This window comes from Amycolatopsis sp. La24 (assembly GCF_029087445.1).
GTDB classification, from domain to species: domain Bacteria; phylum Actinomycetota; class Actinomycetes; order Mycobacteriales; family Pseudonocardiaceae; genus Amycolatopsis; species Amycolatopsis nivea.
In genome coordinates, this window is sequence record NZ_JARACH010000042.1 from 34,204 (window position 1) to 61,039 (window position 26,836).

Genomic DNA, 26,836 nt, shown 5'->3' on the forward strand with positions numbered 1-26,836 from the left:
CGTACGTGAGGGGCACCCTGAGGGAATCTGATTCCCTCAGGGTGCCCCTCACGAACATCAGCGGGAGTGCGGTGCCGGCGCTACTTCCGTTCCGCCGCTTCCAGTTCGATCGCCTTGCGCATGGTCGCCCGCGCCCGCCGCCGGTCGCCCGCGATGTCGTACGCGTACGCCAGCCGGTACCAGGGCCGCCAGTTTTCCTGGTCCGCCTCGACCTCCGCGCGGCGTTCGTCGAACCACGCATCCGCGGCGTCGCGGTCCACGCGGCCGGACGGGCGGCGCGGCAGGTCCGACACGTCCGGCAGGCCGCCCTCGGCGTCCAATCGCCGCGACAGCCGCTGGATCTGCAGGCCGGAGCGCCACGTCACCACGACGATCCACACGCCCAGCAGCGGCAGCAGGAACACGCCGATGCCCAGCGCGATCCCGGCCGGCGTCCCGGTCTGCAGCAGCGCCACGGCCCGGTCGGCCAGCAGGACGAGGTACACCACGAGCGCCGCCGTCATCAGCAGCGCGAAATTGCGAGCTTTCACAGGTCGAGCACGTTCTCCAGGCCGACCGTCAGGCCGGGACGCGACACCACCGAGCGCACGCCGAGCAGGACGCCGGGCATGAACGACGTCCGGTCCAGCGAATCGTGCCGGATGGTCAGGGTTTCGCCCTCGCCGCCGAACAGGATCTCCTCGTGCGCCACCAGGCCCGGCAGCCGGACCGAGTGCACGTGGACGTCCTCGACGGAGGCGCCGCGGGCACCGTCCAATTCGGACGTGGTGGCGTCCGAGCCGGGAGTGACCCCGGCCTCGGCCCGCGCGGCGGCGATCATCCGCGCGGTGTGCGCGGCGGTGCCGGACGGGGCGTCGGCCTTGCGGTTGTGGTGCAGTTCGATGATCTCGGCCGAGGCGTAGAACTTCGCCGCCTGCGCCGCGAACCGCATCGCCAGCACCGCGCCCAGCGCGAAGTTCGGGGCGATCAGCACGCCCACCGACGGCTTGTCCGCCAGCAGCCCGCGCAGTTCGGCCAGCCGCTCCTCGCTGAAGCCAGTAGTCCCCACGACCGCGTGCAGGTCGTGCGCGATCAGCCAGCGCAGGTTGTCCATCACCGCGTCCGGATGCGTGAAGTCCACGACCACCTGGGCGTTCTCGAGCGCGGCGAAATCGTCGCCCGCGTCCAGCGCGGCCACCAGTTCCTGGTCCGCGGCGCCTTCCACGGCTTTCACCACGGTGGCGCCCATGCGGCCGCGTGCGCCCAGCACGCCGACGCGGATCGGGGACTCGGTCATAACGCGATCACCTCGTGCAGATCGTCCGGCAGGTCGTCGGCGTGAGCGTACGGCCCCACCACCGCCGCGGACGACACCCCGCCGGGGCGCCGCAGCAGAGTGCGAGCGAGCGCACACACGTCTTCGGTCGTGACCGCGTCGATCCGCGCGATCGTGTCGTCCACGCCCAGGTACCGGGCGTAGTTCAGCTCGTTCTTGCCGATCCGGGACATCCGCGACGACGTGTCCTCCAGGCCCAGCACGAGCCCGCCGCGCAGCTGCCCCTTGGCGCGCGCGACCTCGGCGTCGGACAGCCCGTCCGCGGCGACCGAATCGAGCACCTCGCGGATCACGCCGGCGACCTGGCCGAGGCGCTCCGGCTGGCAGCCCGCGTACACCGACATGTGCCCGAGGTCGGCGTAGCTCGCCACCGACGAATACACCTGGTACGCCAGGCCTCGCCGCTCCCGGATCTCCTGGAAGAGCCGCGAACTCATGCCGCCGCCGAGCGCCGCGTTGAGCACCGACAGGGTGAACCGGCGCTCGTCGTGCCGCGGCAGCGCGCGGAAGCCGAGCATCACGTGCGCCTGTTCGGTGTCGTCCGGGTGCAGCGCCAGCTTCGGCACCGTCTTGAGCCGCGCACGGCCGGACCGCGGCGCGACCGGCGTCGCCGTGCCGCCCAGGCGATCGTTCAGTGCGCGCTTGACCAGCCGCAGCACCTGGGCGTGTTCGACGTTCCCGGCGACCGCGAGCACCATCCGCGGCAGGGTGTAGCGACGGCGGTAGAAGCCGCGCAGCGCGACCGGCGACATCTCGGTGATGGACTTTTCCGTGCCCAGCACCGGACGGCCCAGCGGGTGGTCGCCGAGGATCGCGCTGACGAACTCCTCGTGCAGCAGGTCTTCCGGGTCGTCGTCGCGCATCGCGATCTCTTCGAGGACGACGCTGCGCTCCATGTCCATGTCGCGATCGGTGCACTGCGCTTCGAAGACCACGTCGGTGACGAGGTCGAGCGCCAGCGGCAGATCCGCGTCCAGGACCTGGGCGTAGTAGCAGGTGTGCTCTTTCGCGGTGAAGGCGTTGAATTCGCCGCCGACCGCGTCGATCTCCTCCGCGATCTGGGTGGCGTCGCGGTGGGCGGTTCCCTTGAACAGCAAGTGTTCCAGGTAGTGCGCCGCGCCCGCGACCGGCGACGGCTCGTCCCGCGAACCGACCCCGACCCACAGCCCGACCGTCGCCGACCGGGACGCCGGGACGTGCTCGGTGATCACCCGCAGGCCGCCGGGAAGGACGCTCCGCTTGACGACCGCACCGTCCGAAGTGGACTCGAGCGTACGGGTCGTGCCGACGGGCTGCTCGTGCCCGGAAACCTGCCGTGCCAATGGATTCCTTTGCTCACATGCGGTGAAGGCCCCCTCCCCGGCCGGAGAGGGGGCCTTCACGGACCAAGCTGTGCGGGGCGCGAGCCTTACTTGGCTTCGGCCTTCTCCGCCTCCGCGTCGCCTTCAGCGGGCTTCGCCGCCTCTTCTTCCTTGACGACGATCAGGCTGATCTTGCCGCGGTTGTCGATGTCGGCGATCTCGACGCGGATCTTGTCGCCGACGTTCACCACGTCCTCGACCTTCGCGATCCGCTTGCCGTTGCCCAGCTTCGAGATGTGCACGAGGCCGTCCTTGCCCGGCAGCAGCGAGACGAACGCGCCGAACGCGGCCGTCTTCACCACGGTGCCCAGGAAGCGCTCGCCGACCTTCGGCAGCTGCGGGTTGGCGATGGCGTTGATCTTGCCGATCGCCGCCTCCGCCGACGGGCCGTCGGCCGCGCCCACGTAGATCGTGCCGTCGTCCTCGATCGAGATGTCGGCGCCGGTCTCCTCGGTGATCGAGTTGATCATCTTGCCCTTCGGCCCGATGACCTCGCCGATCTTGTCGACCGGGATCTTCACCGACGTGACGCGCGGGGCGTACGGGCTCATCTCGTCCGGGCCGTCGATCGCCTCGGCGATGACTTCCAGGATGGTGAGGCGAGCGTCCTTCGCCTGCTTCAGCGCGGCCGCGAGCACCTCGGACGGGATGCCGTCCAGCTTGGTGTCCAGCTGCAGCGCGGTGATGATGTCCTTCGTGCCGGCGACCTTGAAGTCCATGTCGCCCAGCGCGTCCTCGGCGCCGAGGATGTCGGTGAGCGCGACATAACGCGTCTCGCCGTCGACCTCGTCGGACACCAGGCCCATGGCGATGCCCGCGACCGGAGCCTTCAGCGGCACGCCGGCGTTGAACAGGCCCATGGTGGACGCGCAGACCGAGCCCATCGAGGTGGAGCCGTTGGAGCCCAGCGCCTCGGAGACCTGGCGGATCGCGTACGGGAACTCGTCCCGCTTCGGCAGCACCGGCACCAGGGCGCGCTCGGCGAGCATGCCGTGGCCGATCTCGCGCCGCTTCGGCGAACCGACGCGGCCGGTCTCGCCGGTGGAGAACGGCGGGAAGTTGTAGTGGTGCAGGTAGCGCTTCGTCGTCTCCGGCGACAGCGAGTCGATCTGCTGCTCCATGCGGAGCATGTTCAGCGTGGTGACGCCCAGGATCTGGGTCTCGCCGCGCTCGAACAGCGCCGAACCGTGCGCCCGCGGGATCACGGCGACCTCGGCCGAGAGCTGGCGGATGTCGGTCAGGCCGCGGCCGTCCATCCGGATCTTCTCGGTGAGGACGCGGGTGCGCATGATCTTCTTGGTCAGCGCCTTGAACGCACCGCCGACCTCCTTGTCGCGGCCCTCGAAGGCCTCGCCCTCGCCGAGGCCGAGCTTCTCCAGGACGGCGGCCTTGACCTCGTCGGTCGCGGCGTCGCGCTCCTGCTTGCCGGCGATCTGCAGCGCCTTGGCGAGCTCGTCGGACGCGATCGCGGCGACGGCCTCGTAGATGTCCGGCTGGTAGGCCGGGTACAGCGGGAACTCGCCGGTCGGCTTCGCGGCGTCGGCGGCCAGGCGCTGCTGCGCCTCGCACAGCACGCGGATGAACGGCTTCGCAGCCTCGAGGCCCTGCGCGACGGTGGTCTCGTCGGGCGCGGTGCCGCCGTCGGCGATCAGGTCGAGCGTGTGCTCGGTGCCCTCGGCCTCGACCATCATGATCGCGACGTCGTCGCCCACGATGCGGCCCGCGACCACCATGTTGAAGGTGGCCTTCTCGAGCTGCGGCCAGGTCGGGAACGCGACCCACTGGTCCTCGATCAGCGCGACGCGCACGCCGCCGACCGGGCCGGAGAACGGCAGGCCGGCGATCTGGGTGGAGGCCGACGCGGCGTTGATCGCCAGCACGTCGTACGGGTCGTCCGGGTTGAGGCTCTGGACGGTGATGACGACCTGGATCTCGTTGCGGAGGCCGTCGGCGAAGGACGGGCGCAGCGGGCGGTCGATCAGGCGGGCGGTGAGGATGGCGTCGGTCGACGGGCGGCCCTCGCGGCGGAAGAACGCGCCCGGGATGCGGCCGGCGGCGTACATCCGCTCCTCGACGTCCACGGTCAGCGGGAAGAAGTCGAAGTGCTCCTTCGGGTGCTTCGACGCCGTGGTCGCCGACAGCAGCATGGTCTCTTCGTCCAGGTACGCGACGACGGCGCCGGCGGCCTGCTTGGCGAGCCGGCCGGTCTCGAACCGGACGGTGCGGGTGCCGAACCGGCCGTTGTCCAGAACGGCTTCGGTCTCGAACACGGTGACTCCGGTGGAGTCGGTCATATGGTCAATCTCCTCTTTGGTTCCTTCGTACGGCGAGAGTCTCCCACTGTGGGACCCGGTTCGCCCGAGGACGCTCGAGGAGGTGTGAGGCCGGTCTTCGATCGAAGCCCCCGGGTCCGTTGCCCGGGAACCACTACCGAGGACCGGCGAGATCGTTCCTCCAGCGCGCTCGCGCCGTGTGGGGGGTGTGCTTGCGGCGAGGGGGAGCGGCCGAAGCCGCTCCCCCTCGTCAGCACGCTATCGGCGCAGGCCGAGACGCTTGATCAGGTCCCGGTACCGCGCCACGTCCACCTTTTCCGTGTAGTTCAGCAGCCGGCGGCGACGGCCGACCAGCAGCAGGAGACCGCGACGGGAGTGGTGGTCGTGCTTGTGGGTCTTCAGGTGTTCGGTGAGGCCGATGATCCGCTTGGTGAGCAGCGCGACCTGGGCCTCGGGGGATCCGGTGTCCGAGTCGTGCAGCCCGTACTCGGCGAGGATCGTCTTCTTCTCTTCGGTGGACAGCGCCACTGGTGGTGCTCCTTGTGCATCTAGTGCCGTGAGGCCCGCACCGCGCCACGCGGCCGGGTGAGACGGTCGCGGCCGCCACGGACTGCAGCCGGACCCGATTGCGAGGTTACCAGCCGGTTGAACTGCGGCTTCAGCCGCGTGCGGCTAGCTGGGCAGCGTCGGCTCGCGGCCGGCTCCCGCGCGGCGCAGCGGCCAGGACCGCAGCGTGCGGTACGGGCTGCCGCCGCCCATCAGCTCGACCCGGTCCGCGGTCCAGGCCCGGCCGCGGAAGCCGGCGAGGTGTTCCGTCCACGCCGTCGGCGGCCGCGTGCGGGAGCATCGCGCCAGCGTCAGGTGCGGCCGGTACGGGCGTTGTTCGCCGGAGCCCATGGTGGCGGCCGCGGCGAGATCGGCGAGGTCCTCCCCCGCCACTCCCAACCACAGCACTCCCGGGAATGTTCCCGAACCGGCGAGCCGGACGTCAACGGATTTTCGGCCGTCCAGTGCCCGGTCGAGGAAGGCGGCGCATCCGGCGGGGTCCGCCTCGCCGTAAAAGGCCAGCGTGATGTGCCAGCCGGCCGGATCGGACCAGCGCAGCAGCCGGTCCCGTTCGCCGAGCGCGTCGGCGATTTCCGCCGCGACGTCGGCGGGCGGGCGCAGCGCGGTGAACAGCTGCATCGGCTACTGGCCCGCGGCTCCCGCGCGGCGGAGCAGGTCGGCGATCGCCGGGAAGTCCTCGTCGAGCAGCTTCGCCGCCTCGGCCAGGTTCTCGTCCTCGGCGACGTCCCGGATGCCCGCGAGCACGATCTTCTCGTCGGAGTTGACCGGGATGTTGTCGCGGCCGACGGTGGGCCGCGAATCGCGCACGTCCTCGAGCGCGGCCTGCATCGCGTCGCGGTCGCCCGCGGCGACCTCGGGCACCAGGATCTTGCGCTCGAGCATGATCATCCTGGCCAGCACGACCGGATTGCCGATCTTCGCCCGCCGCCCGCTCATCACCTGGCTCAGCATCGGCGCGCTGATCCCCAGCACCTCGGCCAGGAACGCCTGCGACACGTCGAAGGCCACGACCAGCCTGCGCACCCGATCGCCCAGCGGCTCCCCGTACCACTCCCGCTGCAGCGCGATGTTCCGCTGGACGATCTTGTGGTCCTCCACCTAGCTCCGCTCCCCTAGCGCTGTCGTCCCCGCGGCCCGGTGCTGCCGGCCCACTTCGCTTCCCCGGCCCGGCGCCGCCGGCCCATCTTGCCACTCCGGGCGTCCCCCGCGGGCCGGAACGCCCGATTCGCCCCGCGCCCGGCCTGTCCCGGGACCGGGTCCGCTCAGCTGTCCGAGCCGAGCGCTTCCCTGGTCCGGGCCACGTCCTCGTCGATCTTCCGCACGAGATCGGCCGGCGCGCCGAACCGCGCCTGATCCCGCAACCGGGTGACGAAGTCCAGCGCGACGTGCTGGCCGTAGAAGTCCTCGTCGACGTCCAGCACGAACGCCTCGACGGTGCGCTCGCGCCCGGAGAACGTCGGGTTCGTGCCGACCGACACCGCCGCGCGCAGCCGCCGGTCCGGATCGGACAGCCGGGTGAACCAGGCCGTGTAGACGCCGTCCGCGGGCACGGCGGCGAACCGCGCGGTGGACAGGTTGGCCGTCGGGTAGCCGAGGTCGTGGCCCCGTCCGTCGCCGCGCACGACGATGCCTTCCAGCCGGTGCGGGCGGCCGAGCGCGTCGGCCGCGGCCACCACGTCGCCCGCGTCGATGCACGAGCGCACGTACGTCGAGGAGAAGGTGATGTCGTTGGCGCCGCGGTCGTCGTCGAGCGAACGGCCCTGCAGCTCCGCGCCGTAGGCGACGAACCCGAAGCGGCGGCCGAGTTCGCGCAGCAGCGCGACGTTGCCCGCGGCCTTGGCCCCGAAGGTGAAGTTGTCGCCGACCAGCACCGCGGCCGCGTGCAGCCGGTCGACCAGCACCTCGTGCACGAACTCGTGCGGGCTGAGCCGGGACAGCTCGAGGGTGAAGGGCAGCACGCAGAACACGTCGACGCCGAGCCCCTCGACCAGCTGGGCCTTGCGCCGCAGGGTCGTCAGCTGCGCGGGATGGCTGCCCGGCCGCAGCACCTCGGACGGATGCGGGTCGAAGGTGAGCACCACGCTGGGCACGCCGCGTTCGGCGGCCGTCGCGACGGTGCGCTTGATCAGTTCCTGGTGCCCGCGGTGCACGCCGTCGAACACGCCGATGGTGACCACGCACCGTCCCCAGCCGCCCGGGAGGTCCCCGAGCCCACGCCACCGCTGCACTGTTGTCAACTCTCCCCGAGCGAGGTGCCTTTGCCTCCCACCCTATGCGGGCAGGAGGACCACCACCGAACGGGTCACTCCCTCGGTGTCGGAGGCCAGCGCGAGCACGTGGCCGTCCGGCGCGAAAAGGCCGTACGTGCCGGTGATCCCGGCGGCCGGGATGCGCCTGCCGTACTGGACGGCTTTGGCGGTGGCGGCGTCGAGATCGCGGCGAGGGAACGCGGCGGCGACGGCGGCGTCGAGGTCCAGCGACAGTTCCGGTTTCTCTTCGAGCTGGTCGAGCGTGCGCGCGCGGGCGAGCGTGAACGGCCCGACTGTGGTGCGGCGCAAGGCTTTCAGGTGCCCGCCGACGCCGAGCCCGGCGCCGAGGTCGCGAGCGAGCGCGCGGACGTAGGTGCCGGACGAGCATTCGACGATCGCGTCGAGTTCGATCCGGTCGTCCTCGCGGCGGAGACCGAGAACGTCGAACCGGTGCACGGTCACCGGCCGCGGCGGGAGGACGACGTCCTCGCCCGCGCGCACCCGGGCGTAAGCGCGCTTGCCGTCGATCTTGACCGCGGAGACGGCGCTGGGCACCTGCTGGATGTCCCCGGTCAGCGCGGCGATCCCGTCGGCGATCTGCTCGTCGGTGACAGCGGCCAAGGTTTCCGGCGCGGCCTCGGCGCCGAGCGGTTCGCCTTCGGCGTCGTCGGTGGTGGTGGACCGGCCGAGCGACAGGGTGGCGAGATAGGTCTTGCGGTCGAGGGCGAGGTGGCCGAGCAGTTTGGTGGCGCGCTCGATGCCGAGCACCAGCACCCCGGTCGCCATCGGGTCGAGCGTGCCGGCGTGGCCGACCTTGCGGGTGCCCATGATCCGCCGCGCCCGCGCGACCACGTCGTGCGACGTCATGCCCGCCGGTTTGTCGACGATGAGCAATCCGGGAGGAGGGGCGGGACGACGCGGTTCTTTCGGGCGAGACACGGCGGAAACCCTACCTAGACCGGATTCCGCGGCTGGCGCCCGGTTCTGGGCGTGGGGTGCGGGGTGGTGGGGACTGGAGGGGGTTGGGTTCGGCGTCTGGTCCGGGCGGTTGGTCGGCTGGGCGGGCGGTTCGGGCGGGTGGTCCGGGCAGTGCCCTGGGCGGTCGACCGGCTCGGGCGGACGATCCGGGCGATCGCGCTGGGAGTCGAACCGACTGGGCCACAACGTGCCCGAGCAACCGGCCCGGGCACGTGCCCTGGGCAGCTGACCGGCTCCAGCGAATGAGCCGGGCAGGCGCCCTGGGCAGTCGACCATCTCGGGCGGACGATCCGGGCAAGTGCCCTGGGCAGTCGACCTGGTCTGGGAACCGACCGGGCGAGCGCTCAAGGCCGCCGATCTGCGCAACCGGCCAGGGCGAGTGTCCCGGCCGACCGCCCTGGACGATCGGCTGACTGGGCGGGCGCCCCAAACGGACGGCCCCAGTGAGTGACCTGGCTGCCTGAGCAGGGCGACTGGCTCGGGCGGCCGCCCCGGACGCATGCTCGGGGCGGTCGAACCGGGTCGGCGCGGGTGGCTCAGGCGGCGGCCACGGCCTCTTCCGGGGCGCGGTCCCAGCGGTGCCGCCGGATGCGGACCGGGACCTCTTCGCCTCGGGCTTCCGCGGCGAATACGTGGGCGCGGGCCCGGCGCCACCACACGAGCATTCGCGAAGCGCCCAGTGCCAGCATGGCCACGACGACCAGCAGCGCGATCCGGAAGTTGCCGCCGGTCGCCTGGAGGAGGATGCCGATCAGCAGGGCGGTCACGGTGGTCGCCAGGAAGCCGCCGACGTTCACCACTCCGGTCGCGGTTCCGACGCGGGACAGCGGGTTGTAGTCGCGGGCGATGGCGAAGCCGATCATCGACGCCGGGCCGCCCAGGGTGAGGAAGGCGAATGCGGGGACGAGGACGCCTACCGGGATGTGGCCGTTCCAGCCGAGCAGCACTGCCCACACGATCGCCGCTCCGGCGAGGTAACCGATGACCAGCGGCACTCGCAGCACTGGGGCCCGGCCGATCACCGCGCCCAGGAGCGGGCCGCCTGCCATGGAGCCGAATACGAAGACGGTGAGCAGCGCGCTGGCGGTCGCCGCGGGCAAACCTTCGCCCTGCACCAGGAAAGGCACGCCCCACAACAGGGTCAGCACGTTCGGCGCGAACATCGTCGAGAAGTGCACCCAGAAACCCAGCCGGGTGCCGGGAGTCCGCCAGGCCAGTTTGACTTGCCTGCCGAGTTCCGCCGGGCGCACGGGTTCGCGTTTGCGTTCCGGTACGCCTTCGGGGGTGTCGCGGACGCGCAGCGCGACCGGCACCGCATAAAGCACCGTCACCGCGCCGACGGCGAGGAAGGTGACTGTCCATCCTGGACCGTCGAGGAGCAGGGTGAGCGGGACGGTCGCGGCGAGGTTTCCGATGTAGCCGACGCAGGAGGTGAACGACGCGAGCAGTGCGTACCGGTGCGCCGGGAAGTGCGCCGCGACGAGGCGCAGGACGCTGACGAAGGTGAGCGCGTCACCGAGGCCGAGGACGCCGCGGGCCACCAGGCCGAGTGCGTAGGTGTCGGCGACGCCGAGCAGCAGCTGCCCGGAGCCGAGGATCAGGACGGCGGCGGTGAGCACGCGGCGCGGGCCGTAGCGGTCGACCAGCACGCCGGTCGGGATCTGCATGGCCGCGTACACGCCGACCTGCAGGACGGTGAAGATGCCGAGCGCGGCGGACCCGACGCCGAAGCGTTCGGCCGCCTTCAGCCCGGCGACGCCGAACGAAGTGCGGTGGAAAACGGCGAGCAGGTACACCGTGACCGCGGTGAGCCAGATGAGCCAGGACCGGACAGGGGCGCGGCCGGCGGGCGTCAAGAGTTCCTCCAGTAAGCAGGCGAGCGTCGGACTAGGAGGACGACGACGCTGCCGCCTCGATAGTTGTATCGCCTCAGCAACCTCGAGACATAGCCGTGACCGGGGTGTGCTTCACCACAGATCCGCTTCGCCCCGGATGCCGACGACTGTTTCGCCGCCGACCCACACGTCGTCGCCGTCCCGTTCGACGTGCACCCGCCCGCGCCTGCCGAGCCGCGTTCCCTGCGCCGCGACGTACGACTCGGGCGCGATGCCGTCGCCGATCAGCCACTGGCCGAGCGCCGCGTTGAGGCTGCCGGTGACCGGGTCCTCGACGGTGTCGCTGAACGCGCGGACCTCGAAGGCCGTGTCGGATCCGGCCGGCTGCGCACCGACGACGCCCACCTTGAAGTCGCCGAGCGCGGCGAAGTCCGGCTCGATGGCGAGGACGGTCGCCGCGTCGCGCAGCAGCAGCGCGACCCAGCCGGGGCCGTTGTCCGCCCAGCGCCCGTCGAGGACGTCGGCGTCGCCGAGGTGCAGACCACGCTTCACCTCGGCGAGGTCGGCCTCGTCCACCGGACCGCCGCGGCGCAGCGGAGGCGCGGCGAACGCCAGCCGGTCGCCGTCGCGGCGCACCCGGACGAGCCCGGCCCCGCATTCCTGCACGAGGTGCCCGGCTTTCGGCTCTCCCCCGGCGGCCAGCCACGCCCGCGCCGACCCGAGCGTCGGATGCCCGGCGAAGGGCAGCTCGCCGTGCGGCGTGAAGATCCGCACGCGGTAGTCGGCGGCCGGGTCGGACGGCTCCAGCAGGAACGTGGTCTCGCTGAGGTTCGTCCAGCGGGCGAACGCCGCCATCCGCTCGTCGGACAGCGCGTCCGCGTCGTGCACGACAGCGAGCGCGTTGCCTCGGGTGAGCTCGTCGGTGAAGACGTCGACCTGGGTGAACTTCGGCATGCGCCCACCCTCGCATCCGCCGGGCGCCGGCGGCGAGCGGGTTTCGCCGTCATGCCATCACGCCTCCCGCACCGCGCCGACCACGGCCCACCGCCCGGACCGCCATCGCGCCACCACGGCCGCCAGCCGGAACACCATGAACAGCGACAACCCGCTCCAGATCCCGCTCAGCCCCCAGCCCAGCGCCAGCGACAGCCAGATCAGCGGCAGGAACCCGAGCCCGGCGCTGACGAGCGTGGCGGTGCGGAGGAAGGCGGCGTCACCCGCGCCGAGGAGGACCCCGTCGAGCGCGAACACCACGCCCGCGATCGGTTGCAGCGCCACGAAGAACCACCAGGCGTGCGGGATTTCGCCGAGCACTCCCGGATCGGACGTAAACGCGTGCGGCAGGACGCTCCACAACGCCGCGAACAGCACGCCGAGGAAACAGCCGAAAATCAAGCCGTATCCGGTGATCTGCGTGGCCACCCCGCGCGCCTGCCGCGCCGCTCCCGCACCGAGCGCCGCGCCGACGAGCGATTGCGCGGCGATCGCGACCGAATCGAGCACCAGGGACAGGAACGTCCAGAGCTGCAGGACCACCTGGTGCGCCCCGACCGCCTCCGTCGAAGTGCGCGCGGCCACCGCGGCAGCGGACACAAAGCACGCCTGGAACGCGAAACTGCGCAGCACCAGGTCCCGGCCGAGACCCAGTTGTGCCCGCATCACCGGGAAATCCGGCCGCAGCGGCACCTTTTCCCGCACCAGCGCGGCGACGAACATCGACGCGGACACGACCTGCGCGACGACGTTCGCGATCGCCGACCCCTCCAGCCCGAGATCGGCGACATACACCAGCACCGGGCACAGAACGGCGGAAATTCCGTTGCCCGCCAGCACATAGCGCAGCGGACGGGTGGCGTCCTGCACGCCGCGCATCCAGCCGTTGCCCGCCATCGTGACGAGGATCAGCGGCGCGCCGAACAACGCGATCCGCAGCCACGACACGGCCGCCGCGGCGATCTCGTCGCTGCCCGAAAGCGCGCGGGCGATCGGCCCGGCCAACAACTGCCCCGCCACCAGCAGCACCAGCCCGACCAGCACGCCCAGCCAGGTGGCCTGCACGCCTTCGCGGACCGCGTCGGCGCGCCTGCCCGCGCCGTGCAGCCGCGCGGTGCGCGACGTGGTGCCGTACGACAGGAAGGTGAGCTGCGTGGAGACCTGCGACAACACCACGCCGCCCAACGCGAGGCCGGCGAGCGGCAACGCCCCGAGATGGCCGACGACGGCGGTGTCGACCAGCACGTAGAGCGGCTCGGCGGCGAGCACGCCGAGCGCGGGCACGGCGAGGCCGAACACTCGGCGGGGCGGGATGCGGTCACCGCTTACGGCGGTGGTCGTGGCGTTTTCGGACACGGGAGGAGAGTAACTACCGGCACCGACAATTCCGGCGGCCCGGACCGCGAGGACGCTCCTAGGCGGGCAAGCAAGACACGGGATTCGCTTATCAGGCAAGGGAATCGCGGAGAGGCGGGAATCCTCTGTGGCGTGCTCCGGCACGGGCGGCGGGCTGTCTCAGCCACGGCCGGACAGCAGGATTTTCGCGCCACCTCGTGCAGTACGATTGAATCGGAGACAATCTCCGCTTGCTGACGGGAGGGCAGCGCATGACCGCGGGCAAGCCGCTGCGGGCCGACGCCCAGCGCAACCGCGATCTCCTGGTCGCCAAAGCGCGCGAGATCTTCGACGCGGGCGAATTCTTCGACCTGCGCTTCGACGACTTCGCCAGCCTGGCCGGGGTGGGCACCGGCACGCTGTACCGCCACTTCCCCACCAGGGAGGCGCTGGCCGAGGCGGTCTACCACGGGGAAGTCGCCGCGCTGTGCGACCGCGCCCGCGAGTTGCAAGCCACGCTTCCCGCAGCGGAGGCGCTGGCGACCTTCCTGCGCGGCATGGTCGACCACATCGACGCCCACGCGGGCCTGGCCCGGACGCTGGCCACACTCATGGCCGACCGCTCGAACGCGCTGGCCGGGGGCAGCCAGGCGCTGGAGGAGGCCGTCACCGACCTGGTGGCCGCTGCTGTGCGAGACGGTGCTGTGCGCGACGACGTGGATGCCGGGGCCGTGATGATGGCTCTGCACGGCATCGGCGCGGCCCACGACCGTCCTCGGTGGCGGGCCGAGGCCGACGACGTCATCACCCTCGTGCTGGACGGCCTGCGCCGACCAGGCTGACCAGGCTGACCAGGCGCGAACGGCCGCGAGCACTGGACCCGGTCAGCAGTACGACACGGGTCCAGCGAAGCTTCCGGACGCGGCTGCGCTCATGCTCCCGTCGAACGCGCCCAGCCCGGTTCAGGAAGCCCGCAACAGCGGTGCCCGCCCCAGCGCCTTCCGCAGCCGGTCCAGCACCTCCTCCGCCGGACCTTCCGCCGTGCACCCCGCCGCCATCCGGTGCCCTCCCCCGCCGAACTCCGCGGCGGCCGCGGACACGTCGATGTCGCCGGCTGAGCGCAGCGAGACCGTCCACACTGGACCCGGCCCGGCCTCCTTCAGCACCGCCGCGACGCCGGCCTCCCGGGTCGCGCGCACCACGTCGATCACGGACTCCACCTCTTCGAGCCGCACCGTCGCCGCGGCGGCCGCGCGCACCACCGTGTGGACGAAGCCGAATCCTTGCGCCCCTTCGGGTTCCAGCCGCGCCTCGGACAGGACCGTCGACAGCATCGGCAGCCACGCGAACGGGTGATCATCGACGATGCGACGGGCCACCTCGCCTGGGTCGGCCCCAGCTTCCAGGAGACGGGCGGCGATCCGGTGCGTCTCGGGGCTCGCCCGGCGGAAGCCGCTCGTATCGGTGACCACCCCGGCGTACAGGCAGCGCGCGGCGGCCGCGTCCAGTTCGACCCCCATCGCCTCGACGATCCGCGTGACCAGGATTGCCGTCGCTTCGGCGGTGTCGTCCACGACGTGGTGGGTGCCGTAGCGGGCGTTGGTCGCGTGGTGGTCGACGACCAGGACCGAACCGCCCGCGTCGCGGACCGCGGCGACCCGCGGGGCGAGCCTGCCCAGGCGGGCCAGGGTCGGGGTGTCCAACGCGACCAGCAGACCGTCCGTCGAAGGGAGGGCATCGACGGGAGTGATCAGGCCGTCGACGTCCAGCCACGCCAGTGTTTCCGGGGCCTCGTCCGGCTCGCCGAAGGCGACCCGCACGTTCGCGCCGCGGCGATGCAGCACGTGGCCGAGGGCCAGCGCACTGCCGAGAGCGTCCGCGTCGGGGCGCACGTGGCCGAGCAGCGTCACGTCGGTGGCCCCGGCCAGCAGTGCGGCGGCGGCCTCGATGTCCTGTACCAGGGAAGCTGTCACGAAGTGTCACGCTACGCTCTGCGGGATGCCTGAGTACGTGATCCTCGTTCTGCCTTCCGCCAACCGCGTGTACGCCGCCTCGTCGCCGGCGCTGCTGCGCGCCGAACTGGCGGCCTTCGGCGCCGGTCTGTCCGCCGAGGTGTCGGCGATCGAAGAGATCGAACTCGGCGGGGTCGGGTACGTGAAATTCGCCTGCGCCGCCCCGCTCGGCGAGCGCGACCTGGCGCTGCTGTCGAACCTGTCCTCGCTGTACGCCCTGTTCGAACTGGGCGACGGCGTGCTGCGGCCGGTCGCCGTGCACCCGCTGGCGAAGGCGGACTCCGACCTGCTGACCATCCAGAAGTACCCGGGCAAGACCAACGAGCAGTTCACGAAACTGCTGCTCAACCTCACCCTGCTGGCGACCTCGCGGCCCGCGGACTGGCCGGACCGCGAACTGCACGTCCTCGACCCGCTGTGCGGGCGCGGGACGACGCTGAACCAGGCCGTGATGTACGGCTTCGACGCGACCGGCCTCGACGTCGACGCGCGCGATTTCGAGGCGTACGAACAGTTCGTGAAGACGTGGCTGCGCACGAAGCGCGTGAAGCACACCGCGGAATCCGGGCAGCTGCGCCGCAACAAGGTCCGCCTCGGCCGCCGGCTGGACATCGAGTACGCGTTCGACAAGGACGACTACAAGTCCGGCCGCACCCGCCGGCTCAGCTACCTGAACGCGGACACGCTGACCACGGACGAGGTCCTCCGCCCGGCGTCAGTGGACTTGATCGTGACCGACGCGCCGTACGGCGTGCAGCACGGCAGCCACCGCGAGACCGGTCTGGCGCGCAGCCCGCGCGACCTCCTCGCGGCGGCGATCCCGGTGTGGAACCGCGTGCTGCGGCCGGGCGGGGCCATCGGGATCTCGTGGAACACGCATGTGCTGCCGCGCGAGGAACTGGTGGCGATCCTGGAACGGGCGGGGCTGGCGGTGCGGTCCGGCGGGCCGTACGAAGAGTTGGCGCACCGCGTGGATCAGGCGATCGTGCGGGATCTTGTGGTGGCGGGAAAGCCGGTCTGAATTCGCGCCGGACTGGCAGATCCCGCTACGCCAGCCGCGGTCCGAGGAATCGCAGGACTTCCGGCAGGACTCCCTGCCAGTACTCCGCCGTGTGCTTGCCCGCCGTGATTCGCGAGACCTCCGGCTTGGCGCTGGTGATCAGCTTCCGGTTGGCCGCCAGGAACGGATCGCCGTCGCCGCACCACACGCCGAGGCCTCGGGTCGGGAGTTCGTCGACGTGCCGCAGCGGTTCGGCGGCGGTCCAGTCGTCCTCGGACGCGAAGATGTGCCGCGACCGGGCTTCCGGCCACGTGCGGAACAGGGCCGCGCTGCAGGTCGCCACGGCGGTCACGTCGCGGCGGTGGAGGGCAAGGTTCAGGGCGCCGAAGCCGCCCATGGAGATGCCGAGGAGGCCGGTCATCGGGCGGAGGCCCGCCTCGGACAGCCAGCCGGGGAGTTCGTCGGTGAGCATGCGGTGCGGGTCGTCGTCGCCGTCGGGCATCCAGTAGTGGCTGCCGTCGACCGCGACGACCGCGAACGGCGGGGTGCCCGAGCGGACCGCGGCGGTGAGGGCCGCGGGCGCGCCCAGGTCGAGGAACGTGCGGGCGTTCGACCCGCGGCCGTGCAGTGCCACGCAGACCGGCAGGCCGGTGCTGGGGACGTCGTCCGGCGTCATGAGCACGACGTCGACGTCCCGGCCGCGGGCCGCGGAGTGCCTGCGGTGGATCGTGACGGACGCCTTCAGGGGCGACGGGCTGGAGGCCGGGGCAGCCGAGGTCGGCGCAACCACCGGGGCGGAGCGCCCGGTGCAGGCGGAGACGAGCGCCGCGGCACTGCCGAACAGCAGGCCGCGTCGCGTGACACCGGGCTTTGACCGCATCGCTTCAGCCGCGCGTCTCCTCTTCTGCCTGCTCCTCGTCCTCGTCGGCCCGAGGAGCTTTGTAAGGGTCCGCTTCGCCCGCGGGCTGAGCTCCGGTCGCCCGGCGGGCCACCTCGGCGTCCGATTCGCGGGCCTTCGCGAGCAGTTCTTCGATGCGGCGGGCGTCGTCCGGGACGCTGTCCGCGACGAAGGTGAGCGTCGGGGTGTAGCGGACGCCGGTGCCCTGTCCCACCTTCGTGCGCAGGACGCCGCGCGCGGCTTCCAGGGCGGCCGCGGCGCTCGCGAAGTCCGGCTCCGCGTCGAGGCTTTCGCCGAGCACCGTGTAGTACACCGTGGCGTCGTGCAGGTCCGCAGTGACGCGGGCGTCGGTGATGGTCACCGAACCCAGTCGCGGGTCCTTGACGTCGTGTTCGATCGCCGAGGCCACGATCTGCGAGATCCGCTTGGCGAGCTTGCGTGCCCGAGCGGGATCGGCCATGGCTGAGGTCTCCTTCTCCGGATTTCCGGGTGTTCTAGTCGTCCGGGCCGAGCAGCCGGCGGCGCGCGGACAGCAGTTCGAACTCGGGGCGGCCCGCCGCGAACCGCTCGCACGCGTCGAGCACGTCCCGGATGTGCTCGCCGTCGGGGGCGACCGCGGCGACGCCGATGAGCGCGCGCCGGTGCAGGTCCAGATGTCCCGCCTCGGCGACCGAGACGGAAAAGCGTTTCCGCAGTTCGGCCACCACCGGCCGCACCACGGATCGTTTCTGCTTCAACGAATGCACGTCGTCGAGCAGCAAGTCGAGCTCCAAAGCTCCAACGAACAAAGCTAGTCAGCACCTACCAAACTCGACGGACAGCCCGACTGGACCCCACGCGGGGGTCCAGGGGGCTTGCCCCCTGGCGGGGGCGCGGGGGTTCGACCCCCGCACAACACGCTGACGGCGGGGAGGGGCGAGCGCAGCCTGCGAGCACGCCCCTCCCCCAGCGGAAGCCGTCAGCTACGGGGCTTCTCCCGCTGTTCGTAGGTCTCGATCACGTCGTCGACCTTGATGTCGCTGTACGAGCCCAGCGTGAGACCGCACTCGTACCCTTCCCGGACCTCGACCACGTCGTCCTTGAAGCGGCGCAGCGAGTTGATCGGCAGGTTCTGCGCGACCACGTTGCCGTCGCGCAGGAGGCGGGCCTTGGCGTTGCGCCGGATCTCGCCGGACATGACCAGGCAACCCGCGATCGTGCCGATCTTGGAGGACTTGAAGACGTCCCGGACCTCGGCGCGGCCCAGTTCGACCTCTTCGTACTCCGGCTTGAGCATGCCCTTCAGAGCCTGCTCGATCTCTTCGATCGCCTGGTAGATGACCGTGTAGTAGCGCACGTCGACGCCCTCGCGGGTGGCCCGCTCGGTCGCCTTGCCCTGCGCCCGGACGTTGAACCCGAGAACGATCGCGTCGGACGCGGTCGCCAGGTCGATGTCCGATTCGGTCACGCCGCCGACGCCGCGGTGGACGACGTGCAGTTCGACGTCTTCGCCGACGTCCAGCTGCAGCAGCGCCGCTTCGAGCGCCTCGACGGTACCCGAGTTGTCGCCCTTGATGATCAGGTTGAGGCTGCTCGTCTCCTTCAAGGCGGAGTCGAGGTCCTCGAGGCTGACCCGCTTGCGGCGCGACGCGTTGAGCGCGTTGCGGGTGCGAGCGGAGCGGCGCTCGGCGATCTGCCGGGCGACGCGGTCCTCGTCGACCACCAGGAAGGTGTCGCCCGCTCCCGGCACCGAGGTGAACCCGATGACCTGGACCGGACGCGAGGGCAGCGCCTCGGTGACGTCCTCGTTGTGCTCGTCGACCATCCGGCGGACGCGGCCGTAGGCGTCGCCCGCCACGACCGAGTCGCCGACGCGCAGCGTGCCGCGCTGGACCAGGACGGTGGCCACCGGGCCGCGGCCGCGGTCGAGGTGCGCCTCGATCGCGACGCCCTGCGCCTCCATGTCCGGGTTGGCCCGCAGGTCCAGAGCCGCGTCCGCGGTCAGCAGGATCGCCTCGAGAAGCCCGTCGATGTTGATGTTCTCCCGTGCGGAGATCTCGACGAACATCGTGTCGCCGCCGTATTCCTCGGCGATGAGGTTGTACTCGGTGAGCTGCTGCCGGATCTTGTCCGGGTTCGCGCCCTCCTTGTCGATCTTGTTGATCGCGACCACGATCGGGGCCTTCGCGGCCTGCGCGTGGTTGATCGCCTCCACCGTCTGCGGCATGACGCCGTCGTCGGCCGCCACCACGATCACCGCGATGTCGGTCGAGTTCGCGCCTCGGGCACGCATGGCGGTGAACGCCTCGTGACCCGGGGTGTCGATGAAGGTGATGAGCCGCGGCACGCCTTCGAGCTCGGTCTCGATCTGGTAGGCGCCGATGTGCTGGGTGATCCCGCCGGCCTCGCTCTCGCGGACCTTCGTCTTGCGGATCGTGTCCAGCAGCCGGGTCTTGCCGTGGTCGACGTGACCCATGATGGTGACGACCGGCGGACGGACCTGCAGGTCCTCCTCGCCGCCCTCGTCCTCGCCATAGGTGATGTCGAAGGTCTCCAGCAGCTCGCGGTCCTCCTCCTCGGGGGAGACGACCTGGACGACGTAGTTCATCTCGCCGCCGAGCAGCTCGAGGATGTCGTCCGACACGGACTGCGTCGCGGTGACCATCTCGCCGAGGTGGAAGAGCACCTGCACCAGCGAAGCCGGGTTGGCGTCGATCTTCTCGGCGAAGTCGGTCAGCGAAGCGCCGCGCGGCAGCCGGATCGTCTCGCCGCTGCCCTTGGGCAGGCGGACGCCGCCGACGCTGGGCGCCTGCATGTTGTCCATGTACTCCTGGCGCTTCTGCCGCTTCGACTTGCGGCCCTTGCGCGAGGGCCCGCCGGGACGGCCGAAGGCGCCGGCCGTGCCGCCGCGACCGCCGGGGCCGCCGCGACCGCCGCCGCCGCCGCGGAAACCGCCGCCGCCGGCCGGGGCGCCACCGCCGCCGCCCGGACGGAAGCCGCCACCGCCGCCGCCACCGGGACGGAAACCGCCGCCACCGCCGCCGCCACCGGGGCCGCCGCGGAAGCCGCCGCCACCGCCGCCGCCGCCGGGACGGCCGCCGCCGCCACCGGGACGACCGCCGCCGCCAGGACCGCCGCGGCCGCCTGCCGGTCCGGCCGGACGGGCGCGGCCCGGCATCATGCCGGGGTTCGGGCGCGGGGGCATGTTGCCCGGGCTAGGCCGGTTGCCGCCGCCCTGCCCGCCGGGACGCGGCGGACGCTCTCCGCCGCCCTGGCCGCCGCCCGGACGCGGGGGACGGTTGTCGCCGCCCTGGCCGGGGCCGGGACGCGAGGCGGGCGGGCGCGGGGCTGGGGAACCTGAACCGACGCCGAACGGGTTGTTGCCGACCCGCGGGGTGCGCGGACCGGGCTTCGGGCCGCCGGGCTTGGGGCCCTGCGGCTTGGGCGGCACGACCGAACCGGCGGACGACGAGTCCTGCTGCTTCGGGGCCGGCTTGGGCGCGGCGGGCTCGGCCTTGGCGGCCGGGACCTCCTGCGCCGGGGCCGGCTGGGCCGGGGCGGGCGGACGCGGGCCGGGGCGCGGGCCGCCGGGCTTCGGGCCCGGGGACGCCGCCGGCTTGGCGGCCTGCGGTCCCGGCTTCACGGCCGGGGCCTGCTGCGGCGCGGGGGCCGGAGCGGACGGGGCCTGCGAAGCGGCGCTCTGCTGCTGCGGAGCGGGCGGCTTCGGGGCCGGAGCGGGCCGCGGTCCCGGAGTGGGGCCGGGCTTCTTCCCGCCCTTGGCGGGGTACGCGTCGCGGAGCCGGCGGGCGACGGGCGCCTCGACGGTGGACGACGCGGACTTCACGAACTCGCCCTGCTCCTTCAGCTTGGCGAGAACTTCTTTGCTGGTGATGCCGAGCTCCTTAGCGAGCTCGTGTACACGGGCCTTGCCTGGCACAGCTCTCCTCATCTAGGGGAGGCCAGGCGGGGACCCGCTGACCTCGTCCTTATCGTCGCGCGTTCATGGCTTCAGCTTCACGGCTGACTCATGACGGGTCGACCTGCTTCCTTGTTTCCCGCGACCCCGGGAGCGTCCCGGCGTCGTTGTCCTCGGCGAACGCCGCGTGGCGGTGCAGTCCCGCGGCCTCGAGCGCGCCCTGGGCCCGGAGAGCCCGGGGGAACGCCCGCTTCCGCTCGGCTTTGGCCAGGCAGCCCGGTCCCGGGTGCAGCCACGCACCCCGTCCCGGCAGCCGCCGACGTTCGTCGACGACCAGCCGCCCGTCCGCCGCGACCACGCGCAGCAGTTCGCCGGTCAAGTCCCGTTTCCGGCAGCCGACACACGTGCGCACCGGCGAGTGCCGGTGACGCGGGAGGTCGGGGGTGTCCCCAGTGGCCCTTCGCGGGACTTGAACCGTTGTCGAGTCTAGCGCCTGCACCTTCAGTCGGCCGAACCGGTCGCCGCGGCGGGCCGCGCCTGGCCGGCGTGGTCTTGCTCACCCTGCGCCGGACCGGCCGGCTCGGCGGGGGCCGCGTCGCTGCGGATGTCGATCCGCCAGCCGGTGAGCCGGGCGGCGAGGCGGGCGTTCTGGCCCTCCTTGCCGATCGCCAGCGACAGCTGGAAGTCCGGCACGACGACCCTCGCCGTCTTGGCGCGCTCGTCCACGACACGTACCGAAACAACCTTCGCCGGCGACAATGCATTCCCGACGAACCTGGCCGGGTCGTCGGACCAGTCGATGATGTCGATCTTCTCGCCGGCCAGCTCGCTCATCACGTTGCGCACGCGCGCGCCCATCGGGCCGATGCAGGCGCCCTTGGCGTTGACGCCCGGGATGGTGGAGCGCACGGCGATCTTCGACCGGTGCCCCGGTTCGCGGGCGACCGCGGCGATCTCGACGGTGCCGTCGGCGATCTCCGGGACCTCCAGCGCGAACAGCTTGCGCACCAGGTTCGGGTGCGAGCGCGACAGCATGATCTGCGGGCCGCGGTTGCTGCGCGACACGCCGAACACGAACGCCTTGATCCGGGTGCCGTGCTCGTAGGACTCCCCCGCGACCTGTTCGGCCTGCGGCAGCACGCCCTCGGTGTCGCCGACCTGGATCACGACCATGCCGCGGGCGTTGGCGCGCGCGTCGCGCTGCACCACCCCGGCCACGATCTCGCCCTCCTTGGCGGAGAACTCGCCGTAGGTCTTCTCGTGCTCGGCGTCGCGCAGCCGCTGCAGGATGACCTGGCGCGCGGTGGTGGCGGCGATCCGGCCGAAGCCCTCGGGCGTGTCGTCCCATTCCTCGTCGACCTCGCCCTCGGACGTGAGGGTGTGCGCGAGGACGCGGACGAGGCCGGTCTTGCGGTCGATGTCGATCCGGGCGTGCGGCTGGTGGCCCTCGGTGTGCTTGTACGCGGTGAGCAGCGCGGTCTCGATGGCCTCGATGACCGTGTCGAAGGGGATGTCCTTGTCCCGTTCGATCGCCCGCAGCGCGGCGATGTCCACGTTCACTTCGACTCCTCCTTCTTCTCGTTCTCGTCCGCGGTCAGGGCTTTGAGGTCGTCTGCGGGCGGTTGCTTGAATTCGACTTCCACGACGGCCTTCGCGACGGACTGGTAGTGCACGTCCTTGATCCGGCCGTCGACGAGGACGCGCACGCCCTTCTCGCCGGCGTGGCCGACGCGGCCGAGGTAGGCCGAACCCTCGACGGGCGTGATCTTGACGAGGCGGAACCGGGCGCGCCGCCAGTGCCGGCGCTGGGTGAGCGGCCGGTCGAGGCCGGGCGAGGTGACCTCGAGCGTGTAGGCGCTCGCCAGCACGTGCTCGTTCTCGTCGAGTGCGGCCGAGACGGTGCGGCTGACCTCGGCGACCTCGTCCAGGCCGACGCCGTCGTCGGAGTCGACGACCACCTTCACCAGCTGTCGCCTTCCGGCTTGCTGCACCTCGAGCGAGTCGAGGTCGAAACCCGCGGTCGTGACGGCTTCGGCCACGATCGGCTCCAGCCGGCTGGCGAGTTCGTTGGGCACGTGGAGCACTCCTGTTCGGCCTGTTGGTCGGTGAAGGTCAAGCTTATCCTGCGCCCCCGCGAAGACGCGCGAGCGGCGGCGCACCCGGGCGGCCTGGCAGGATGGGCCGACGTGACCGCAGACCTTTCCCGGCGCGCCGTGCTGCGTCTGGGCGCGCTGAGCGCCACTGTCGCCGCGGCTGTGCCGCTCGCCGCCTGCTCCGGCGGCTACGACGACGCCCCCGATCCCCTGGCCCCGCTGCTGGCGACGGCCGAGGCGGACGCCGCCGCGGCCAGGAAGCTGCCCGCCGGCGGCGACGCGGCCGGACAGGTCGCCGACGCCAGAGCCGCGCAGGCGGCCGCGCTGAAGACCGAGGTGGACCGGCTGAACCGGCCGAAGAAGGCGGCGGACGTCCCCGCCGCGCCGGCTGATCTCGCCGGGTTCAAGGACCGGCTCGCCGCCGCGCGCAAGCAGGCGGAGGACCTGGTGCCCGCGCTGCCGGCGTACCGGGCCGGGCTGGTCGCGTCGGTGGCCGCCGGGTGCGCCGGGCTGCAGCGGGTCGCGCCGGAACTCGGGCCGGGGGCCGACGCGAAGGCCGCGGCCGCGCCGTCGTCGGTGCCGAAGGAAGCGGTGGATTCGCTGCAGAAGGCGCTGGCGGCCGAGCACGCGTCGCTGTGGGTGTACGGGTTGGTGACGGCGTTCCTGCCGGGTGACTTCGGGGAAGCGGTGAAGGCCGGGCGCGCGGAACACACCGCGCGGCGGGACGTGGTCACGCAGATGATCACGTCGGTGTCGGCGACACCGGTGGCTCCTGAAGCCGCGTACGTGCCGCCTAAGCCGGTTACCGACACCGCTTCGGCGGCTGCGCTGGTGGCGAGCGCGGAGGCGGACACGGCGGCGGCTTGGCTTGCCGTGCTTACGCATACCGACGATTCGGGGCTGCGCGGGATGGCTTTGCAGGCGGTGATCGCGGCGGCTCGGCGTGGGATGCCCTGGCGGCAGGAGGCGGGTCTGAAGCCCGCCGCCGTTGCCCTCCCCGGGCAGCCCTCGTAGGGCGTCGTGAGTGTTCGTGCCGGTTAGAACCGGCGTGAACACTCACGAGAACACGCCAGCTTGCGGCCGCGTTGCCGGGCAGCGCCACGCGGGCGTGGGACGCCTTGACGGCAGGAAGCTGGTCCGTAGCGCCCCCATGCCAGGAACTTAAGGCGGTGCCGCCGGTGCGTTGCGGCGCGGCTGCCCAGTTCGAAGGGGTTGGCGACCGCAGTGACTACTGGCGGGGACCGGTACACGGATTTTGCAGTCCGTGAGGGGACCCCTGAGGGAATCTGATTCCCTCAGGGGTCCCCTCACGGGCCTCGAGACACGGTCAGAATGGGATTAATCGGGCATTTCGGCGGCGAGGACGTCTCTTGTGGACGAGCTGCGGGCTGAACTGTCGCGTCTTAATTTCCTAGCATTGAGTCAGAAGCCCGTTGCCCTCCCCGGGCAGCCCTCCTAGCACAAGCGCGCAGGCCGGGCCGAACCCGAGCCTGCGCGTTTCACGAGAAGCTCAGCGGAGCTTCCCGGACAGCTTCAACGCGTTCTTCGCGATCCGGTTGAGCAGCTGCTTGTCGTGGTGGCCGTAGTAGAAGTCGGTCAGCACGATCGTCACCTCGGCTCCGGTGGCCTTCGACTCGTACTCCGCCTCGTTGCCGCTCAGTTTCGGGGCGTCGGTGTCGTGGAAGGTGCCGTCGCGGACCAGGTCGCTCACGTTGCCGGTGCCGTCGCGGTCGGTGAGCTGTTTCAGCTCGGTCGCCTTCGCCGCGTCCGGCATCGTCACCAGCACCACCGACACCAGCGCCTTCGCGTCCCCGGACTGCACCGTGTACAGCGCCCGCGCCAAGGACTTGCACTGGTTGTCCTGGAAGAACTTCTTCGCGCCCGAGTACGCGTTGGCGGCGCAGTCGGTCGCCTTGACCGGGCCTTCGGCCAGTTTGTAGTCGAACGCGGGCTTCGCCGTGGTCGCCGGTGGTTCGGCGACCGGCTCGTCCGGCGTGCTGTCGTGCCGGATCAGGTACCAGACGAGCCCGGCCACGACGGCGATCGCCACGAGCCCGGCGCCGCGCAGCAGGAGGGCGCGGTTGCGCGACGGCCCGGGCGGCGGACCCGGCTGCGCGGGCACGGCCGGGATCGGGGCCGTGTCCGAGGGTCCGGGGGTGAAGTGCGGATGGGACACGCGAACACCGTAGTTCACCGCCCGTGCGGCCTTCAGCCAGACGCTGCGCCCAGGGCGTCCAGCACGCGTTCGACGTCGTCAGGGCCGTTGTAGAGGTGGAAACCGACCCGTACCCGCCCGTTGCGGACGCTCGCGACGATCCCGGCCTCGGCGATCCGCGCGGGATCGGCTTCCAGCGCCACGATCGCGCTCCCCTGCGGCTCCAGCCCGGCCGCGGTGCGCAGGGAATCGGCCAGTCCGGCGTTGTGGTCGCGCACCGCGGCGAGGTCCAGTGACGCGAAGTAGTCGAACGCTTCCGCGGCGCCGACGTGCGACAGCCACACCGGCGAAAGGTCGAATCCGCGCGCGTTTCCGGCCAGGCGCAGTGGCATTCCGTATACCGAGGACCACGGATCGTCGCCGGCGTACCAGTTCGCGGCGACCGGGCGGGTCCGTTCGTGCGCCCGCGGGTGCACCGCGAGCCAGGCGCAGCCGCGCGGCGAGAACAGCCATTTGTAGCCCGCGCAGACGATCCAGTCCGCCCACGCGACGTCCAGCGGCAGCCAGCCCGCGGCTTGCGTGACATCGATCATGACCGGCACGCCCGCGGCTTCGGAGGCGGCCCGCAGCGCGGCGGTGTCGAGAAGCGCGCCGTCGGCGGACTGCGCGAGGCTGACCGCGACGAGGTCGTGGCCTTCGACGTGCTGCGCCAGCTTGGCGAGCGGCGCTTCGGTGACGTTCGCCCGCTGCGCGAACGGGAACGTCACGCTGGTGAACTCGCCCTCGGCGACCAGGACGCGGGCGTCCGGGGCCAGTCCGCCCGCGACGTTCGCCGCCAGCTGCGACACCGACGCGCCGATCGCCACCCGGTCCGCCGGGACCCCGGCGAGCCGCGCGAATCCGGCGCGGGAGCGGGAGACCGCCTCGTCGAAGTCCGACGGGGTGTCCTTGCCGGTGCGCCACCGGCTGACCGCGGCCTCGACCGCGTCGGCGACCGGCGTCGGCGGGATCCCGATGCTGGGGGTGTTGAGGTATCCGGCGGGGACAGCGAAGTCGGTGTTTCCTCCGAAGATCATGTCCCCCAGGTTACGGGAGCAATGCGGTGATTTCGCCGTACGAAGGCGGCTTCATCGGCAGTTCGGCCCCTTCCCGCGCTGCGTCTACTGTGGACAGTGCAGCGGATAGTGCTACCCGGTAAGGAGTCGAGCCGAGACTGACCCTCGCCACGCCCAGGGAGGCCAATTCGGAGAAAGTGGCTTTCCCGGGCAGGTGCAGGAGGTTCACCGGCACCTCGACCGCTTCGACCAGCTCCGCCACGTCCGCTGGCTCGTGCAGGCCGGGGACGAAGACGCAGTCCGCACCGGCGTCGGCGTACGCGCGGACCCGGGTGATGGCGTCCGCGACCGGGCCGGCGCCGAGCCAATGCGTGTCGGTGCGGGCGTTGAGGAACATGCCCGGGACGCGTTCGCGCACCTTGGCCAGCAGCGCGGCCTGGACGACGATCGGAGCGAGCGCGTCGGCTCGGCCGTCTTCCAGGTTGATGCCGACCACTCCCGCGTCGGCGAGTTCCGCGACGAGGTCCGCCACTTCCCCGGGGTCGGCGCTGAAGCCGTCGGCGAGGTCGACGCTGACCAGGATGTCCAGCGGTGCCAGCGATTTCGCCAGCGCGACGGTCGCGGCGCGGGACTCCGGGGCTCCGTCGGCGAGCCCGGCGGCGGCCGAGACGCCGAGGCTGGTGGTGCCGACCGCCGGGTGTCCCGCGGCGGCGAGGGCGGCGGCGAAGCCGAACTCCCAGACGTTCGGCAGCAACAGCGGACGGCCCGGGACGTGCAACGCGGCGAAGGAGGTCATGTCCGCCACGGTACGACGTCCACGCT

The 26,836-nt window shown here is 71.8% G+C and carries 26 protein-coding genes; 3 read left to right on the forward strand and 23 right to left on the reverse strand.

What is annotated here, in order from left to right:
* Positions 1-80: 80 nt before the first annotated feature.
* The 12 genes from PUT80_RS31200 to PUT80_RS31255 all read right to left on the reverse strand — a co-directional run bounded on the left by PUT80_RS31200 (position 81) and on the right by PUT80_RS31255 (position 12,927).
* Positions 81-530 (reverse strand): tetratricopeptide repeat protein, encoded by a 450-nt coding sequence (locus PUT80_RS31200; RefSeq protein WP_037812508.1) that lies wholly within the window; start codon positions 528-530, stop codon positions 81-83.
* Positions 527-1,276, reverse strand: coding sequence for a 4-hydroxy-tetrahydrodipicolinate reductase (gene dapB, locus PUT80_RS31205; protein WP_037812509.1), 750 nt, complete (start codon positions 1,274-1,276; stop codon positions 527-529). Before dapB ends, PUT80_RS31200 begins: the two co-directional genes overlap by 4 nt.
* Positions 1,273-2,637 carry a pitrilysin family protein gene (locus PUT80_RS31210; protein ID WP_275294329.1) on the reverse strand — a complete coding sequence of 455 codons (1,365 nt, stop codon included), beginning with the start codon at positions 2,635-2,637 and terminating at the stop codon, positions 1,273-1,275. Before PUT80_RS31210 ends, dapB begins: the two co-directional genes overlap by 4 nt.
* A gap of 86 nt (positions 2,638-2,723) precedes the next feature.
* Positions 2,724-4,970, reverse strand: a complete 2,247-nt coding sequence (locus PUT80_RS31215) for a polyribonucleotide nucleotidyltransferase (protein WP_275294330.1) — start codon at positions 4,968-4,970, stop codon at positions 2,724-2,726.
* A 237-nt stretch (positions 4,971-5,207) separates the two neighbouring features.
* Positions 5,208-5,477 carry a 30S ribosomal protein S15 gene (rpsO, locus tag PUT80_RS31220; RefSeq protein ID WP_009080476.1) on the reverse strand — a complete coding sequence of 90 codons (270 nt, stop codon included), beginning with the start codon at positions 5,475-5,477 and terminating at the stop codon, positions 5,208-5,210.
* A gap of 144 nt (positions 5,478-5,621) precedes the next feature.
* On the reverse strand, positions 5,622-6,134 hold the full coding sequence (gene thpR / locus PUT80_RS31225) for an RNA 2',3'-cyclic phosphodiesterase (protein WP_275294331.1): 513 nt from the start codon (positions 6,132-6,134) through the stop codon (positions 5,622-5,624).
* 3 nt (positions 6,135-6,137) lie between these two features.
* On the reverse strand, positions 6,138-6,614 hold the full coding sequence (locus PUT80_RS31230; RefSeq protein ID WP_037812516.1) for a helix-turn-helix transcriptional regulator: 477 nt from the start codon (positions 6,612-6,614) through the stop codon (positions 6,138-6,140).
* A gap of 164 nt (positions 6,615-6,778) precedes the next feature.
* Complete coding sequence (locus PUT80_RS31235; RefSeq protein WP_078870440.1) at positions 6,779-7,744, reverse strand: bifunctional riboflavin kinase/FAD synthetase; 966 nt, start codon at positions 7,742-7,744, stop codon at positions 6,779-6,781.
* 42 nt (positions 7,745-7,786) lie between these two features.
* Positions 7,787-8,704 carry a tRNA pseudouridine(55) synthase TruB gene (gene truB / locus PUT80_RS31240; RefSeq protein ID WP_275294332.1) on the reverse strand — a complete coding sequence of 306 codons (918 nt, stop codon included), beginning with the start codon at positions 8,702-8,704 and terminating at the stop codon, positions 7,787-7,789.
* A 575-nt stretch (positions 8,705-9,279) separates the two neighbouring features.
* Positions 9,280-10,599, reverse strand: a complete 1,320-nt coding sequence (locus PUT80_RS31245; RefSeq protein ID WP_134670175.1) for an MFS transporter — start codon at positions 10,597-10,599, stop codon at positions 9,280-9,282.
* A gap of 111 nt (positions 10,600-10,710) precedes the next feature.
* Entirely contained in the window at positions 10,711-11,532 is an 822-nt protein-coding gene (locus tag PUT80_RS31250) for a PhzF family phenazine biosynthesis protein (protein WP_275294333.1), read from the reverse strand.
* A gap of 57 nt (positions 11,533-11,589) precedes the next feature.
* The gene (locus PUT80_RS31255; protein ID WP_037812524.1) at positions 11,590-12,927 is read right to left on the reverse strand and encodes an MATE family efflux transporter; all 1,338 of its coding nucleotides are present in this window, start codon (positions 12,925-12,927) and stop codon (positions 11,590-11,592) included.
* Positions 12,928-13,178: 251 nt separating this feature from the next.
* Here PUT80_RS31255 and PUT80_RS31260 point away from each other — a divergent pair, with 251 nt between their 5' ends.
* Entirely contained in the window at positions 13,179-13,748 is a 570-nt protein-coding gene (locus tag PUT80_RS31260; RefSeq protein WP_238605431.1) for a TetR/AcrR family transcriptional regulator, read from the forward strand.
* 120 nt (positions 13,749-13,868) lie between these two features.
* Here the strand turns inward: PUT80_RS31260 and PUT80_RS31265 are convergent, their stop codons facing one another.
* The gene (locus PUT80_RS31265; protein ID WP_275294334.1) at positions 13,869-14,879 is read right to left on the reverse strand and encodes a DHH family phosphoesterase; all 1,011 of its coding nucleotides are present in this window, start codon (positions 14,877-14,879) and stop codon (positions 13,869-13,871) included.
* A gap of 25 nt (positions 14,880-14,904) precedes the next feature.
* Here PUT80_RS31265 and PUT80_RS31270 point away from each other — a divergent pair, with 25 nt between their 5' ends.
* The gene (locus PUT80_RS31270; RefSeq protein ID WP_275294335.1) at positions 14,905-15,939 is read left to right on the forward strand and encodes an SAM-dependent methyltransferase; all 1,035 of its coding nucleotides are present in this window, start codon (positions 14,905-14,907) and stop codon (positions 15,937-15,939) included.
* A gap of 25 nt (positions 15,940-15,964) precedes the next feature.
* On the opposite strand, the gene PUT80_RS31275 is transcribed toward PUT80_RS31270, so the two are convergent.
* The 7 genes from PUT80_RS31275 to rimP all read right to left on the reverse strand — a co-directional run bounded on the left by PUT80_RS31275 (position 15,965) and on the right by rimP (position 22,786).
* Positions 15,965-16,798 (reverse strand): alpha/beta hydrolase-fold protein, encoded by an 834-nt coding sequence (locus tag PUT80_RS31275; protein WP_037812531.1) that lies wholly within the window; start codon positions 16,796-16,798, stop codon positions 15,965-15,967.
* 4 nt (positions 16,799-16,802) lie between these two features.
* The gene (gene rbfA / locus PUT80_RS31280; protein WP_037812532.1) at positions 16,803-17,276 is read right to left on the reverse strand and encodes a 30S ribosome-binding factor RbfA; all 474 of its coding nucleotides are present in this window, start codon (positions 17,274-17,276) and stop codon (positions 16,803-16,805) included.
* A gap of 34 nt (positions 17,277-17,310) precedes the next feature.
* A complete protein-coding gene (locus PUT80_RS31285) occupies positions 17,311-17,604 on the reverse strand; it encodes a DUF503 domain-containing protein (RefSeq protein ID WP_037812533.1) in 294 nt (97 codons plus the stop codon).
* Between the two features lie 170 nt (positions 17,605-17,774).
* On the reverse strand, positions 17,775-20,732 hold the full coding sequence (infB, locus tag PUT80_RS31290) for a translation initiation factor IF-2 (protein WP_275294344.1): 2,958 nt from the start codon (positions 20,730-20,732) through the stop codon (positions 17,775-17,777).
* 88 nt (positions 20,733-20,820) lie between these two features.
* Complete coding sequence (locus PUT80_RS31295; RefSeq protein ID WP_238605427.1) at positions 20,821-21,123, reverse strand: YlxR family protein; 303 nt, start codon at positions 21,121-21,123, stop codon at positions 20,821-20,823.
* An 89-nt stretch (positions 21,124-21,212) separates the two neighbouring features.
* On the reverse strand, positions 21,213-22,271 hold the full coding sequence (gene nusA, locus PUT80_RS31300; RefSeq protein ID WP_037812537.1) for a transcription termination factor NusA: 1,059 nt from the start codon (positions 22,269-22,271) through the stop codon (positions 21,213-21,215).
* Positions 22,268-22,786 carry a ribosome maturation factor RimP gene (rimP, locus tag PUT80_RS31305; protein WP_275294336.1) on the reverse strand — a complete coding sequence of 173 codons (519 nt, stop codon included), beginning with the start codon at positions 22,784-22,786 and terminating at the stop codon, positions 22,268-22,270. Before rimP ends, nusA begins: the two co-directional genes overlap by 4 nt.
* Positions 22,787-22,897: 111 nt before the next feature.
* Between rimP and PUT80_RS31310 the strand changes: the two genes are divergently transcribed.
* Positions 22,898-23,818, forward strand: coding sequence for a ferritin-like domain-containing protein (locus tag PUT80_RS31310; RefSeq protein WP_037812821.1), 921 nt, complete (start codon positions 22,898-22,900; stop codon positions 23,816-23,818).
* Between the two features lie 496 nt (positions 23,819-24,314).
* Here the strand turns inward: PUT80_RS31310 and PUT80_RS31315 are convergent, their stop codons facing one another.
* The 3 genes from PUT80_RS31315 to PUT80_RS31325 are packed head-to-tail and all read right to left on the reverse strand — an operon-like array spanning position 24,315 to position 26,810.
* The gene (locus PUT80_RS31315; protein WP_107051038.1) at positions 24,315-24,980 is read right to left on the reverse strand and encodes a hypothetical protein; all 666 of its coding nucleotides are present in this window, start codon (positions 24,978-24,980) and stop codon (positions 24,315-24,317) included.
* A 32-nt stretch (positions 24,981-25,012) separates the two neighbouring features.
* Positions 25,013-26,035, reverse strand: coding sequence for an aminotransferase class V-fold PLP-dependent enzyme (locus PUT80_RS31320; RefSeq protein WP_275294337.1), 1,023 nt, complete (start codon positions 26,033-26,035; stop codon positions 25,013-25,015).
* Between the two features lie 10 nt (positions 26,036-26,045).
* Complete coding sequence (locus PUT80_RS31325) at positions 26,046-26,810, reverse strand: isocitrate lyase/phosphoenolpyruvate mutase family protein (RefSeq protein ID WP_275294338.1); 765 nt, start codon at positions 26,808-26,810, stop codon at positions 26,046-26,048.
* Positions 26,811-26,836: the final 26 nt, after the last annotated feature.